Genomic DNA, 14038 nt, shown 5'->3' with positions numbered 1-14038 from the left:
TAGAGTGTCGTTTCCTGTACCCCCGTCAAGTGTGTCATTGCCATCTCCACCGTTTAAACTGTCGTTCGCCGTCCCACCTGCGAGGGAATCGTTACCAGCCAAACCATTTAAGGTATCGTTACCGGAGGTACTATTGGCATTACCACCACTAGCCCAACCAACTATCGTGTCATTTCCTGAAGTCCCATTTCTTGTATCAGGGCCTGTAGTGCCGAAAATAAATGCCATGTTATCTCTCCTAAATTTTTCACGAATGGGTAAGTTTAGCCTTAGTCAAAGAACTATTCATCAGTTCAATGTAGATTACTTGCTATTTGCGTAATCTAATGTTGTTAAACATTAATAATTTGGTTAGGAACTTCTAAATAAAAATATCCAATTACCTATTGTAGGCTGACGTGAAAAGCCTGCCCTGCTTGCAAACGAGCCGTACGGTTACTCTACAAAATTAGATAATTCCTTTCCTAATAATCCTTTAATTGATTACGCAAATAATTAAGTAATTAGATAAACTATTTTGGTTATTTTCCTAAGCTTTTAACCTATCTGTAATTATTTAATTACCATGAAGTACAAGGTTACACAAAGTCCTTTATCAAATCTTCAATATTTTAATAGATTACGATTCATAATACATTTATATATTGCATATAAACCTTAATTAAATGTTTTTTCAAATATACTGATTTTTTAGTTTACGTTGCGAGCTTTTTTAGTTTAATGCGCTACTGTCGTTCACTTAGGCTTCAAAAAAAGATTTATTTGTTAAATAAAATTATTTTTAATTAAAAAAAATAATTTTATATTATAGAAATGTATTTTTATATATATAAGTTTAGCTAATGTATTTCTTAGTAAATTTTTGTTTTAAAAAACATTTAAGCTTTACATAAATTTTATATAGCTATTTGAGATCGGAAAATTAGCGATGCCTGCGGTAGGCTGTGCCTAGGCATACCCGCAGAAACCGTAGAAATAAATCTCAATGAGCAAAAGTCTATAGGACTCATATTTGATTATTGAAATATACATAGGGTGTGTTACGCCAAAGGCTAACGCACCACCCAAAGGTTTTGGTGGGTTAGGCTACGCCATAACACTACTTAGATTTTTTCAGAAATCAAATCATAGTCTTATATATAGACAAAAGTTTTATATTTTGATCTAAAAAGAGTAATCAAGTAGCGGTAATTTTAGACTTATAGGTTGAACTATTTCGTTTTAGTTTGAATATTTTGATTGTGAAAACACGTGGATTTACATAGTTTTATCCAGGTATTTTAATTTCAAAGTCAGAGATGAATAACAAGAATTATTAGTTGAAAAGAAGCGTTGCATGACTATTTTAGGAAACAGCATTAAATGATAAGCTGAACTTTCAAGCATTTATCTCAAACTTTAAGAGCTACCTCTCGCTTCAGAAATATTGAAATCAGGAGAATTGAAAATGTCTCTTGTCAAAAGAGATACAAGATTGCTTAACAAAGTGAAACTTATCTTATGGATAGTGGGGACAGTATTTACTCTATTTGCTTGTTCAAGCATTGGACTATTAGCAAACAACTCATCCTTAACTAATCATCCCTTTGTCTGGGTAACTTCAAATTTAGAAAGGATAAAACGAGAAGACCTACCAAAAAGTAAAACCCGCATTGATTTATATGCTGCCCGTGGGGAATATGAACCCTTTCAAATCGGAATCCGCGCACCAAATAGTGGACTGACAAACGTTAATATTTCAGTCTCAAACTTATCTGGCCCAAACAATCAAGTAATTCCCAATAGTAATATTACGCTCTACCGAGAACATTACGTTAAAGTTACTCATTCCAGCCCTAACAAAAAAGGCAGTAGCAATCCCCCTTTAGGTACTGGATGGTATGCTGATGGGCTAATTCCATTTCTGAATCCTGAAAACCAAGCAGATATTAAGGATGCTGAATTAGATGCAGTTCCATTTAATCTTAAAGCTAGGAATAACCAACCAATTTGGGTAGATATATTTGTACCCCGCGACACTCAAGCTGGTGAATATAATGGCACTTTTACTGTTAGCAGTGACCAAGGAAAAGTTACAGGCGAAATCCACCTAAAAGTTTGGAATTTTGAGTTACCGATAAAACCATCGCTTAATTCTGAGTTTACTTTTTATGAACATAAAGATAAAAGCGACATGGTAGAACTTCTCAAACATAAGTTAATGCCTGACGCGCATTTTGATCCAGCAGATGAACCAGAATTAATGGAGCAATGGGGACTCCGTTCTCGGAGTCTTCCTTTTTGGAGTGGGGCTAATGTTAGTACTTGCAAAATGTCTCCGGCTCCTTCTCTTAAGAAGATTAAAACTACTGCTGCTAAACATGAATCTAGTCTATTTCTCTACACTAGATATGCCGATGAAATTGATAATTGTCCAAATCTGATTAAACCAGTAAAGGAATGGGCGCGAAATTTTCACAAGGCTGGAATCGCAACAGCCTTAGCCATGACTCCTACACCAGCGCTTTATGATGATGGTTCTGGAACTGGACGTTCTGCTGTAGACATCTGGGTAGTATTGCCAGAATCTTATGATGAAGCTCCAAAACAAATATCTGAGGTTCTGCAAAAAGGAGACAAAGTTTGGTCTTACAACGCTTTGGTACAGGATGGCTACTCGCCTAAATGGCAGATAGATTTTGAACCGATAAACTATAGAATTCACCCAGGCTTCATTAGCCAAAGCCTGGGACTGACAGGGATTTTATACTGGCGAGTTGACCTATGGACAAAAGATCCGTGGAACGACATTCAAACTTATTCCCAAGAGAAAGACTATTATCCTGGTGAAGGAATGTTGTTTTATCCTGGCAAACAGGTAGGTTTGACAGGAGTTGTCCCTTCGATGAGACTCAAGTGGCTCAGGGAAGGGGTGGAAGATTACGAATATCTCGAAATCCTCAAAAATAGTAATCGCCACAAGTGGGGACTTCAATTAGCTCGGCGTGTCGGTCTTGACTGGAAAAACTGGACGCGGGATACAAATCTGCTGGAATCAGTTCGACGAGAGTTGGGTGAGGAAATAGAGAAACTCTCTTCTCAATAAGCATCTTGAAATTAAGATTGAGCAAAAAGCCACTTGTACGAAGATACAGCCCTTGTTCTGACTGGTTCCCAGCCTGGAGGCTGGGAATCCATTCTGGGAGGCTCCGCCTCTGGTAGCCTGAATTGAGGCAGAGCTTCTTGGGCTTTTCTTAGTGCCATTCGCCACTTGTACTTAGGTGGCTTTTTTCGCTACGTAGCAAGTACTACTAGCTTCAGCATTGTATATGTCAGTTCGCTTTTTCATTTAAAATAGAATACTGATAAAAACCACTATTTATGGTTCCAATGACTGAAATTTAGATGTTTTATTACTTATCTAAGTAAAATATATTTTTGTATCAAAACGCACTTCAATACGCACTAGTATCTAGGCTCTAGATATGGTATCGCGACTAACAGCCAAATCAACTTTTAGTTTTAAAAGGAATTCAAAAGATGAACCCATCGGAAGAGTACAACCATAATAATTCCTTAGAAGTAGAAAAATGGGGATCTAATTCAGAAATAAATAAGCAGCATTTGAGCAGTAATTATATTAGCGAAAATAGCAACTTAGATAAAGTTAGAGAAATTCTTTTTGGTAATCAAACACGAGATACCGAAAAAAGGTTTGCCCGCTTAGAAGAACGTCTAATTAAAGAATTGGGCAATGTCCGAGATGAAACAAGAAAACGTTTAGATTCCTTAGAAAATTATATCAAACAAGAAGTTGATTCTTTAACAGAACGGCTAAAAAATGAGCAGGGAGAACGTGATGGTCAGCTTAAAGCTGTTGCTGAAGAAAGTAAAAATGTAATTACATCTTTGGAAAATAAGATTAATCAATTTGATCAACAAACTACTAATAGTCAGCGAGAGTTACGTGAGCAGATTCTCAACCAATCTAAAAGCTTACAAGATGATATCCAGCAAAAATCTCAGGAAATCCTAGCTTTATTAGAACGGGAAGCTCAAGAACTTCGTAGGGACAAAACTGATCGCTCCAATCTTGCTGCTATGTTTACAGAGTTAGCCATCCGACTGAATGCAGAAAACAAGTCTTGAAGTAAGCTGGCGCAATTAAAGCTAACTGGTGGAGGCTGTCATTTGTCCTACGCTGCGGGAACGTCTATCTCATTAGTCATTGATAAGGGTTTTAAGCCTATTTACGTTTTATAACATTTTAAATATCCTCTAAGAGTTGATTCTTGATCCATCAATACATCTCTTCTGTTTACAACAGAATGCTACTTCAGATAAATTGTGAATTGAGGGATTTTGGTAATGAGTGACTATTCGACAAATCCAATACCGAAAGCATCCTCTGAAGCTTTGAATAGCAACAGCCAAACCTCCGAAATCAACGATGAACTAACTCTACTCCGCAGTTTGCTTCTAGATATTGAGCCGACTAAACTGAAAAAATTTTATGAGCGATTAGACAACCCTCAAATTCAACCAGAAGATATTAGCCAGATGCTTCCTGAAGCTGTTATCCTGCGGTCAAAGCAAGATAAACAACTTGGACAAGTAATGGTGTCAACTGTGGAAGACGCTATTGAAGTTTCTGTTAAACAAGACCACAATGTGCTTGCAGATGCATTATTTCCAGTGATTGGGCCAGCTACTCGCAAGGCGATTTCCACGGCTCTTGAAGAAATGATGCAATCAATGAATCAAACCCTGGAACATAGCTTATCTCCACAAAGCTTTAAGTGGAGACTAGAAGCGAAACGTACAGGAAAATCATTTGCGGAAATTGTGCTGTTACGGACGTTAGTTTATCGAGTAGAACAAATATTTCTGATTCATAAAAACTCTGGATTATTGCTTCAACATTTAGTAACAACGCAGGTAGCAGTTCAAGATCCCGATTTAGTAGCTGCTATGTTGACAGCTATCCAAGATTTTGTCCAAGATTCGTTCAGTATTCAAAAAGGAGATGGGATAAAGAGTTTACGCTTTGGAGAACTCACGATTTGGATTGAAGAGGGGCCACACGCCTTAGTAGCAGCGATGATTCGAGGAAATCCTCCCCAAGAATTAAGGTTAGTTTTGCGAGAAGCAATAGAAAAAATTCACCTGAAGCTCAGTAGAGAAATTAAAAATTTTACAGGGGAGACAGAAGCATTTCAGCTAAGTAAGCCTTATTTAGAAGCTTGTCTGGTAGTTCAGTATAAATCTCCAGCTAAACAAAATTATACCTATGCCTGGGCTTTCTTGGGTGCGATCGCGATCGCTTGCGGAATTTGGAGCTTTTTTACAATTAGAGAGCAACTCCGTTGGCAAGCCTATCTCCAAAAACTCAACTCTCAACCAGGAATTGTTGTGATAAACTCCCAGAAAGGTTTTGGAAAATACTTTATTTCGGGAATGCGCGATCCCTTAGCAGTAGATCCCAATACATTGATACAACAAACAAATATTAATCCCAAAATGGTAAGTAGCCAGTGGCAACCTTATCTTTCTTTAGAGCCACAATTCACTACCAAAAGAGTTGAACAATTGTTAAGTCCCCCGCAAACTGTATCACTACAAGTTGATAATAATGGTGTTCTTATTGCTACTGGTCATGCCCCCCGCAAATGGATTTTAGAAGCACGGAAATTATGGTATTTTATTCCTGGCATCACCAAATTACAAGACAAAAACCTTGTGGACATAGAACTGAGACAATTAGAATCATACAAAAAACAAATAGAACAAAAAATATTATTTTTTTCAGAAGGGACAACTGAGTTGATGCCTGGTGAAGCTGACAAGTTACCTAATTTATTTATATCCATCCGTAAATGTTTAGATATTGCTAAGTATCTGGGGAAAAATGCACAGATTCAAATAATTGGGCATACCAGTAGTACTGGAACAGAAGGGCAAAATAAGCTGCTCAGTCAAGCCCGTGCTAATAAAATTCTATCTTATTTAAAATCTCAAGGAATTAATATAAACCAATTTAAAGCCACAGGGGTAAGTTATAGCCTACCTTTACAGCCAGAAGTAACACCAGAATCTAAAAAACTTAATCGGAGAGTATCTTTCAAGGTATTCATAGCTAATACCTCTAAATAAAGTTAGATCAATTTATGATTATCCAGAAAAAAATTTGTATGATCGGTGCATTTGCTACAGGTAAAACTAGTTTAGTAGCGAGGTTAGTCCACAGTATTTTTTCAGAAAAATACCATACTACAGTGGGTGTAAAAATTGATAAAAAAACTATAGATATTCAAGATAACAAAATAAATCTTATTCTTTGGGATATTTATGGAGAAGACGAATTTCAAAAATTACAAATGTCTTATTTACGAGGTTCTGCTGGTTATTTATTAGTCGTAGATGGTACAAGGCATAATACTTTAGAACAAGCTTTTGATTTACAAACAAAAGTAGAAGATGCTATTGGAAAAGTCCCCTTTATTTTAGTCATGAACAAATGGGATATAACGGATGAATGGGAAATTGAATCTACTGAAATAGATGATGTTATACAAAAGGGTTGGACTGTGATTAAAACCAGTGCTAAAAATGGTGTCGGTGTAGAAGAAGCTTTTCAAACTATTACTAAAAAAATATTGGATTGCTAAATGTTAGATATTCCTGTTTTTGTAATTACCTATATTCTAAATTTTGTAGTAGCAGATTCTTCTCTTGCCTATCTGTTGGTTAATAAAGATGGCAGCCTCCTAAGTTGGGGTGGGAAGTTGGCAGAATATGGAATTACTAATCTCCGTAAAGGAGAAAATGCAAAAGAGCAAGTTATTTTTCTGGAAGGTCTACTACCACTAGATAATGCCTCCTTATTTATACCATTTATCCAAACAGAGTATGGCAGTTGTGTAGATGTTCATATATTACCGACGAAGGAAGTAGATTGGGTATTGATGTTAGATAGTAGCTGTGATAGAGATTACCTTTTTCCTATTCAACAAAAAGCTAATGATTTCAGACTATTACAGGAAAAATTAAATAGAAATTTAAATTAGTAACCTAGAATCAAAATTAATTGAGCGTAGCAGATATAACCCATGAATACATCTATCACAAATGATATGCTCACCGCTTTAGATATTCTAGCGTTAGAGCAAATTAATAAAGGGCTATTTAAAACAATTGGTAATTTACCTGATTGGTACAATAAATTTTCTTGTAAAGAATTGGCATCAGGGATAAATATATCAATACCGCAAGGAGAGTTTTCTTTTTTAAAGAATTTTTTAATTGATGCTGAAGAATTTTGGATAAACAATAATAATAATGTTAAAAAACTGAGTTCAGGTTTATGGACTGAAATAGATGCCACTGGGCAAGAATATCATTTGAAAGCTTATGCAATTTTTGTCGATAATAGGAAAGTTTTATTAATTGAGGCTTTAGAAGATTCTTATCAAGAACAGCAGTATATTCTACAAAAAGCTAGAGAATATAAGTTAATTTATCAGCAATTGCTCAAAGATAATCAAAAAAAAGATGTTTTAATCCATTGTCTTATCCATGATATAGCAGTGGAATTAAGTGCTATAAATTGCTGTTTTGCACTCCTGGAATTTGAGAATTTAACACCTCAAGGAAAAGAGTATTTAGAAACTGGTATCAAGCAATGTCTAAAACAAGAGATCCTAATTAAGGATACTTTAGATGCTTTTTCTAATGAAGTACTATTACCAGAAAATTCTCCTATTGGTATTGAGGAAGCACCCAATATATTAACTTCCATCCAAGAGGTAATTGAGTTTTTAAAGCCTAGTTTTGCTCTTAATCATATACAATTACAGTTTGCCGCTAACATTGATAAGACAATAGACTGGACAGTTATTGGAGATCAATCTCGTTTAGATAGAGTGATTTCTAATCTAGTAGAAAATGCTTATCGTTACAGTGTACCAGATTCTACTGTAACTATTGGTCTAGAATTAGATGGGGAGTATGTTTTAGTTACTGTAGATGATCAGGGCTTGGGTGTATCGCCAGAAATGGTAAAAAATTTATTTCAAAAGTTCTCCCAAGGTAAAGATAAGTCAGGGAGAGCGGGTTTAGGTCTTTATTTTTGTAGAATCACACTCGAACGCTGGGGGGGTATAATTGGTTATTTACCTCGTCCTGAAGGTGGTTCTAGATTTTGGTTCCGCTTGCCAAGACTAGCATTAAAGTAAGAATAACTACAGGTGGACAATTATCTCGTTCCCAGTCTCAGACTGGGAATACCATCTTAGAGGCTCCGCCTCCCTTACTGGCGGCAGAGCCACCAGGAGTAGCATTTCCAGCCAGAGGCTGGAAACGAGATTTGAACTACAGGTGGACAATTAAATACATGCTGTTATGTCTTTTTATTTGTAGAAGCTGCGCCAAGTTGGCATTACTCAAATAAAAAAGTACTACAAAATTGAAGCAGAAGAGGATTCCTGTATTAACTATCCTCACATTTCAAAGTTAACAAACGAGACTTATCTGAATTATCAAATAATTGTCGTTTTGATAAATGACAATTGTCAAACTTCGTATATTTAACTATACTCCTGTTAAGACATGAGCAACCGCATTGCTGTTATTGGTCTTGGCTACGTTGGACTACCTGTTGCCCTAGCGTTTGCCAAAAAGTTTCCCTACACTATTGGATTTGATATCAATTTAGAGAAAGTTAAAAGTTTAAAACAAGGCTGCGATCGCACTGGTCAAATCTCTACTGATGAGTTAATAAATTCTAGTCTCATCATCACTTCAGACATCTATGACTTGGTAGATACAAACTTTTTTGTGATTGCCGTACCTACCCCAGTTGACCGCAACCATAATCCTGACCTCAGCTTGCTGATTAAAGCCTCTGAACTCGTTGCGAAAGTGCTACAACCTGGTGCGATCGTGGTGTACGAATCCACAGTCTATCCAGGTGTTACAGAGGATATCTGCGGAGCAACCCTGGCCAAAGTATCAGGCTTACAAATGGGTGTTGATTTCAAGCTGGGCTATTCTCCAGAACGGATTAATCCCGGCGACAAGGCTCATACTCTGGAAAAGATTGTCAAAGTGGTAGCTGGAGAAGATGCCGAAACTTTGGAACGAGTTGCAAATGTTTACACAGCCATTATTGATGCTGGTGTCTATCGCACCTCCTCAATTAAAGTCGCTGAGGCTGCCAAAGTCATTGAGAATACTCAGCGAGACTTGAATATTGCTTTGATGAACGAACTGGCGTTAATATGCGATCGCATCGGTATCCGCACCCACGATGTTTTAGCAGCTGCAAACACCAAATGGAACTTTTTGCCATTCACACCAGGACTTGTTGGTGGTCACTGCATTGGAGTTGACCCCTACTATCTAACTACCAAGGCAGAAGAACTGGGGTACCATCCCGAAGTCATCCTAGCCGGTCGTCGGATTAACGACAGTATGGGTACTTACCTCGGTCAGCGTTTTGTCAAACTCTTAGTTGAAGCTAGCCTGTCGATTAAAGAAGCGCGGGTAGGAATTCTCGGTCTTACTTTTAAGGAAAATGTACCCGACATCCGCAATAGTCGTATACCAGATATGGTGGCAGAATTGCAGCAATTCGGTATTGAACCACTCTTACACGATCCTCTGGTAGATCCTGATGAAGCATATCAAGAGTATGGGATTGATTTAGTAGATTGGCATAACCTATGTGATTTAGATGGGGTAATATTTGCAGTCAGCCATCAAGCTTACTTGGATATGCCTTGCGAACAACTTTTCAACTGTTTGCGTCCAGGTGGAGTGCTAATGGATATCAAGTCTATTTTTAGCCACACTACACTACCATCCCATATTCATTACTGGAGCTTATAAGTAGGTAGACATAATTAAACATAAAATCCTAGTTCGTAGTGAGCGATTTATCGCTTCTTCAGGATTATCAGGACTAAAGTCCTTACTACAAACTTTAATTTATTTACACCTAGCTACTTAGGGAAAACATCATGGTCAAGGTTTTAGTCACTGGCGCTGCTGGTTTTATTGGTTTTCATCTCAGCCAACGTTTATTAACCAGAGGTGATGAGGTTGTTGGTCTAGATAACCTAAATGATTACTACGATGTCCTACTTAAAAAAGACCGTTTAGCTCAACTAGAAGAAAACCCAAATTTTAGTTTTTATAGACTGGATTTGGCAGACTCGGTAGCTATAGCTCAACTTTTCGCCGAACAACGCTTTGATGTGGTGGTCAATTTAGCAGCACAAGCTGGTGTCCGATACTCCATCAAGAACCCTCATGCGTATATAGATAGCAACTTAGTAGGCTTTATTAATATCCTCGAAGGTTGTCGCCATTCAGGCGTTCAACACTTAGTATTTGCCTCTTCTAGTTCTGTATACGGTGCTAATACTAAAACACCCTTTTCTATTCATGACAATGTAGATCATCCAGTTAGTTTATATGCTGCTACAAAAAAAGCTAACGAGTTAATGGCTCATAGTTATAGCCACTTATATGGTTTAGCAACAACTGGACTTCGCTTCTTTACTGTCTATGGGCCGTGGGGTCGTCCAGATATGGCGCTGTTTTTGTTTACTAAAGCGATTTTGAAAAAGCAGCCGATTGATGTGTTTAATTACGGTAAAATGTGCCGAGATTTTACATATATTGACGACATTGTAGAAGGTATTATCCGGGTGATGGATAAAATACCTGAGCCAAATATTGCTTGGTCAGGAGATGCACCCGACCCAGGAACGAGTAAGGCTGCTTATAAAATTTACAACATAGGTAATAATCAACCAGTTGAATTAATGCGCTTTATAGAAGTGCTAGAAGATTGTTTGGGAATGAAAGCACAAAAGAATTTGCTCCCTTTACAACCTGGTGATGTCCCCGTTACTTATGCAGATGTTGATGATTTAGTTAATGATGTAGGCTTTAAACCTAGCACGCCTATTGAGGTAGGAATTGGACGTTTTGTAGCTTGGTATTGTTCTTATTATCAGAATGCTAGGACTCAATTAACCCAAAATTCTGGGGTAAAAGTGGGGAGTCGGGAATAATGAAAATACTACATATTTGTGCAATTGGAGACACCGCCCAGATTCTTTTAAGACCTCAGATTGATTATTTATTGTCTCATAATCTATCAGTTGAAATAGCTTGCTCTCCAGGTTTAGAAGTTGAAAAATTACAACAACAAGGATACATAGTCCATCCAATTAAAATTGACCGTCGGATATCTCCTCTCTTGAATTTGAGAAGTATTTATCAACTGACGCGATTAATTCAAAAAAATCAGTACGACCTTGTTCACGTACATACTCCAATTGCTGCTGTATTGGGTCGTGTTGCAGCCAAACTAGCTGGTGTTAAACGAATTGTCTACACTGCTCACGGTTTTCCGTTTCACGATCAGTCCTCACTGAGTCAATATCGTTTTTATTTTATTGTCGAAAAACTTGCTGCTTTCATAACTGATTTAATCCTTACTCAAAATCATGAAGATATTGCCACAGCCAAAAAATTAGGTCTTTGTCCGCCGGAAAAAGTATGTTATTTGGGTAACGGTGTAGACATTGATCGTTTTAAGTGCGATCGCCTCAATTTGGCTCATCAAAATCAATTGCGTAAATCCTTGGGTATCCCTGATAGTAGAAACTTAATTATTGGCACAATTGGACGTATAACCCGTAAAAAAGGCAGTGAATATTTAATTGAAGCCACAGCAAAACTACTTCCTTATTTTCCTAATTTGCAAGTTTTGGTAATTGGCTCACAACTCGATACTGATCCTGAACCTTTTCAAGCAGAACTAATCAAAAAAATTCACTCTTTAGGAATTGAGGAACATATTACTCTCACAGGTAAACGTCAAGATATACCAGAACTTTTAGGGCTGTTAGATATCTTTGTGTTGCCTACATTCAGTCATGAAGGATTACCCCGATCTATTCTAGAAGCAATGTCAATGAGTTTACCAGTTGTTACTACAGATATTCGGGGTTGTCGAGAAGCTGTAATTCACGGGAAAACAGGTTTAATTGTGCTACCTCAAAATAGTCAAAAGTTAGCTGAGGCTGTAGGAATACTATTATCTAACTATGAATTACGACAAACTTATGGCCAAGCTAGTCGTGAGCGAGTCGAAATTAAATATGATGAGGAGTTAGTGTTTGCTCGACTGAGTAAGTACTATGAAGAATTAGGAATTGATTCAATATCTCATAAGTAGAGATTTTTTTCAAAATCTCACATATATAAGAGAAATAAGAGAGACAGTGTATTTATGAATCTTAAAATTTTTCAGGGCATTAACTTAAAAAACTACAGCAGATTAATCAAGTCTATATTAGATAGAGTTGTGGCAGCGATCGCTTTAATTTTTCTTTTTCCTTTACTCATGGGTGTTGCGATCGCTATTTATTTTCGCATGGGTCAGCCAGTGATTTTCACCCAGCCCCGCCCTGGTCAAAATGCTCGGATTTTTAACTTTTACAAATTCCGTACTATGACCAATGAATGCGATACTGAAGGCAATCTTCTTCCTGATGACAAACGCCTCACAGCCTTTGGTAAATTGCTGCGTCAAACTAGTCTTGATGAATTACCTCAACTTTGGAATGTCTTAAAAGGAGACATGAGTTTTGTTGGCCCCCGCCCGTTATTAGTAAAGTATCTTGACCGCTATACCCCTCAACAAGCACGTCGCCATGAAGTAAAGCCGGGTATTACTGGCTGGGCGCAAGTTAATGGTCGCCGCACATTAGATCAAGTTTGGAATAAAAAATTTCAGTTGGATGTTTGGTATATCGATAACTGGAGTTTGTGGCTTGACCTGAAAATTTTGTTCATGACTATATGGCAAGTAATGCAACGAGAAAGCGTCACCCAGGAAGGTCACGTTACATCGGAGGAATTCAAAGGCTAACTTAAAGAATAATTCGTAATTAATTTTAAAGATGAATATTCAAGTAATTGATTTAGCTAACCCTTTGTGGTTACAAATACTAGAAAAGCTCAGTTATGATGTTTATCATTTGCCTGAATATGTATATCTAGAATCCCAAAGAACTCAAACAATACCAGAGGCAATTTTGATAGTTGATGGTGAAAAAATATTTTTTTTACCTTATTTATTGCGCCGCTGTGATGATTTGTTTGACGGCGAGTTCACAATTCCAGAAGTATTTGATGTTGTCTCGCCTTATGGTTATCCTGGATTTCTGTTAAGTGAAGCGGCGGCTAATACACCCGATTTTTTAAACTTGGCACTTGAAAATCTAAAATCTGTATTCTTATCCAAGAGGGTGTGTTCAGCATTCTTACGCCTGCATCCAATACTCAATCAAAATTTGAATGAAGTTTTAGCCTCTCAATTTTTTCAAGTATCAGGAGAAACTATATCTATCAACTTAAGCCTTTCAGCAACAGAAATATGGCAGCAAACGCGACCGGAACACCGCACTTGTATCAATCGATGTAAACGTGATGGATTTACAACAAGAATGGTTAATTTTCAGGATTATATAGATGTTTTTATCGATGTATATACTCAAACAATGCAGCGTGTAGAAGCAAAAAAATATTTTTATTTTGATTATAAATATTTTGCTTCTCTAGCAAATATGAATGAAAATATATACTTATGTATTTTAGAGTTAAATAATAAAGTTGCTTGTGCTGGAATATTTACTGAATGCTGTGAAATAGTTCAGTATCACCTTGGAGGAACAAAAAACGAGTTCCTAAAACAAGCTCCTAGTAAGTTAATGTTTGATTACGTTCGATTTTGGGCTAAAGAACGTGGAAATAAAGTTTTGCATTTAGGCGGTGGTGTTGGTTCAGCTAAAGATAGTCTCTACAAATTTAAAGCAGGTTTTTCTAAACAAAAACATTCTTTCTTGACATTACGCCTAATTACAGATGAAGAAAAATATATAGATTTAGTTAAATTACGAGCAAAATCTTTAAAAACTGAGCCAGAAACCTTACTTGAGTCAAGTTTTTTCCCCGCTTATCGTTCTCTTAATTGAGGGAA

At 36.9% G+C, this 14038-nt stretch carries 12 protein-coding genes; 11 read left to right on the top strand and 1 reads right to left on the bottom strand.

Annotation, left to right across the window (positions count from 1 at the left end; all coding sequences use genetic code 11):
• On the bottom strand, positions 1 to 228 hold a 228-nt coding region (locus RRG12_RS12925; protein ID WP_420759559.1), incomplete at its 3' end, for a calcium-binding protein.
• Positions 229 to 1447: 1219 nt separating this feature from the next.
• On the opposite strand from RRG12_RS12925, the gene RRG12_RS12920 reads away from it, so the two are divergent.
• From RRG12_RS12920 to RRG12_RS12870, 11 genes are all read left to right on the top strand, one after another.
• On the top strand, positions 1448 to 3085 hold the full coding sequence (locus RRG12_RS12920; protein ID WP_420759558.1) for a glycoside hydrolase domain-containing protein: 1638 nt from the start codon (positions 1448 to 1450) through the stop codon (positions 3083 to 3085).
• A gap of 434 nt (positions 3086 to 3519) precedes the next feature.
• Entirely contained in the window at positions 3520 to 4128 is a 609-nt protein-coding gene (locus tag RRG12_RS12915) for a hypothetical protein (protein WP_069068352.1), read from the top strand.
• A gap of 219 nt (positions 4129 to 4347) precedes the next feature.
• The gene (locus tag RRG12_RS12910) at positions 4348 to 6132 is read left to right on the top strand and encodes an OmpA family protein (RefSeq protein ID WP_420759557.1); all 1785 of its coding nucleotides are present in this window, start codon (positions 4348 to 4350) and stop codon (positions 6130 to 6132) included.
• Between the two features lie 17 nt (positions 6133 to 6149).
• Positions 6150 to 6647, top strand: a complete 498-nt coding sequence (locus tag RRG12_RS12905; protein ID WP_176726900.1) for a Rab family GTPase — start codon at positions 6150 to 6152, stop codon at positions 6645 to 6647.
• Positions 6648 to 7046, top strand: coding sequence for a hypothetical protein (locus RRG12_RS12900; protein WP_420759556.1), 399 nt, complete (start codon positions 6648 to 6650; stop codon positions 7044 to 7046).
• A gap of 42 nt (positions 7047 to 7088) precedes the next feature.
• Positions 7089 to 8213, top strand: a complete 1125-nt coding sequence (locus RRG12_RS12895; protein ID WP_420759555.1) for a sensor histidine kinase — start codon at positions 7089 to 7091, stop codon at positions 8211 to 8213.
• Positions 8214 to 8586: 373 nt separating this feature from the next.
• Positions 8587 to 9867, top strand: a complete 1281-nt coding sequence (locus RRG12_RS12890; protein ID WP_069068347.1) for a nucleotide sugar dehydrogenase — start codon at positions 8587 to 8589, stop codon at positions 9865 to 9867.
• Positions 9868 to 9998: 131 nt separating this feature from the next.
• Positions 9999 to 11060 carry an NAD-dependent epimerase gene (locus RRG12_RS12885; RefSeq protein ID WP_420759554.1) on the top strand — a complete coding sequence of 354 codons (1062 nt, stop codon included), beginning with the start codon at positions 9999 to 10001 and terminating at the stop codon, positions 11058 to 11060.
• Entirely contained in the window at positions 11060 to 12232 is a 1173-nt protein-coding gene (locus RRG12_RS12880; protein WP_420759553.1) for a glycosyltransferase family 4 protein, read from the top strand. Before RRG12_RS12885 ends, RRG12_RS12880 begins: the two co-directional genes overlap by 1 nt.
• Before the next feature lie 54 nt (positions 12233 to 12286).
• On the top strand, positions 12287 to 12928 hold the full coding sequence (locus RRG12_RS12875; protein WP_420759552.1) for a sugar transferase: 642 nt from the start codon (positions 12287 to 12289) through the stop codon (positions 12926 to 12928).
• Between the two features lie 31 nt (positions 12929 to 12959).
• Positions 12960 to 14033: a FemAB family protein gene (locus RRG12_RS12870; RefSeq protein WP_420759551.1), complete on the top strand. Its 1074-nt coding sequence runs from the start codon at positions 12960 to 12962 to the stop codon at positions 14031 to 14033.
• The last annotated feature ends 5 nt before the right edge of the window (positions 14034 to 14038 follow it).

Source organism: Nostoc sp. CALU 546, assembly GCF_048836525.1.
This window is presented reverse-complemented; position numbering and strand designations above follow the sequence as displayed.

Excerpts from the sequence above, each read along its gene's own strand:
- RRG12_RS12870 (WP_420759551.1), top strand. The coding sequence starts at position 12,960 with ATGAATATTCAAGTAATTGATTTAGCTAACCCTTTGTGGTTACAAATA.
- RRG12_RS12915 (WP_069068352.1), top strand. The coding sequence starts at position 3,520 with ATGAACCCATCGGAAGAGTACAACCATAATAATTCCTTAGAAGTAGAA.
- RRG12_RS12910 (WP_420759557.1), top strand. The coding sequence starts at position 4,348 with ATGAGTGACTATTCGACAAATCCAATACCGAAAGCATCCTCTGAAGCT.
- RRG12_RS12875 (WP_420759552.1), top strand. The coding sequence starts at position 12,287 with ATGAATCTTAAAATTTTTCAGGGCATTAACTTAAAAAACTACAGCAGA.
- RRG12_RS12880 (WP_420759553.1), top strand. The coding sequence starts at position 11,060 with ATGAAAATACTACATATTTGTGCAATTGGAGACACCGCCCAGATTCTT.
- RRG12_RS12895 (WP_420759555.1), top strand. The coding sequence starts at position 7,089 with ATGAATACATCTATCACAAATGATATGCTCACCGCTTTAGATATTCTA.
- RRG12_RS12900 (WP_420759556.1), top strand. The coding sequence starts at position 6,648 with ATGTTAGATATTCCTGTTTTTGTAATTACCTATATTCTAAATTTTGTA.
- RRG12_RS12920 (WP_420759558.1), top strand. The coding sequence starts at position 1,448 with ATGTCTCTTGTCAAAAGAGATACAAGATTGCTTAACAAAGTGAAACTT.
- RRG12_RS12890 (WP_069068347.1), top strand. The coding sequence starts at position 8,587 with ATGAGCAACCGCATTGCTGTTATTGGTCTTGGCTACGTTGGACTACCT.
- RRG12_RS12885 (WP_420759554.1), top strand. The coding sequence starts at position 9,999 with ATGGTCAAGGTTTTAGTCACTGGCGCTGCTGGTTTTATTGGTTTTCAT.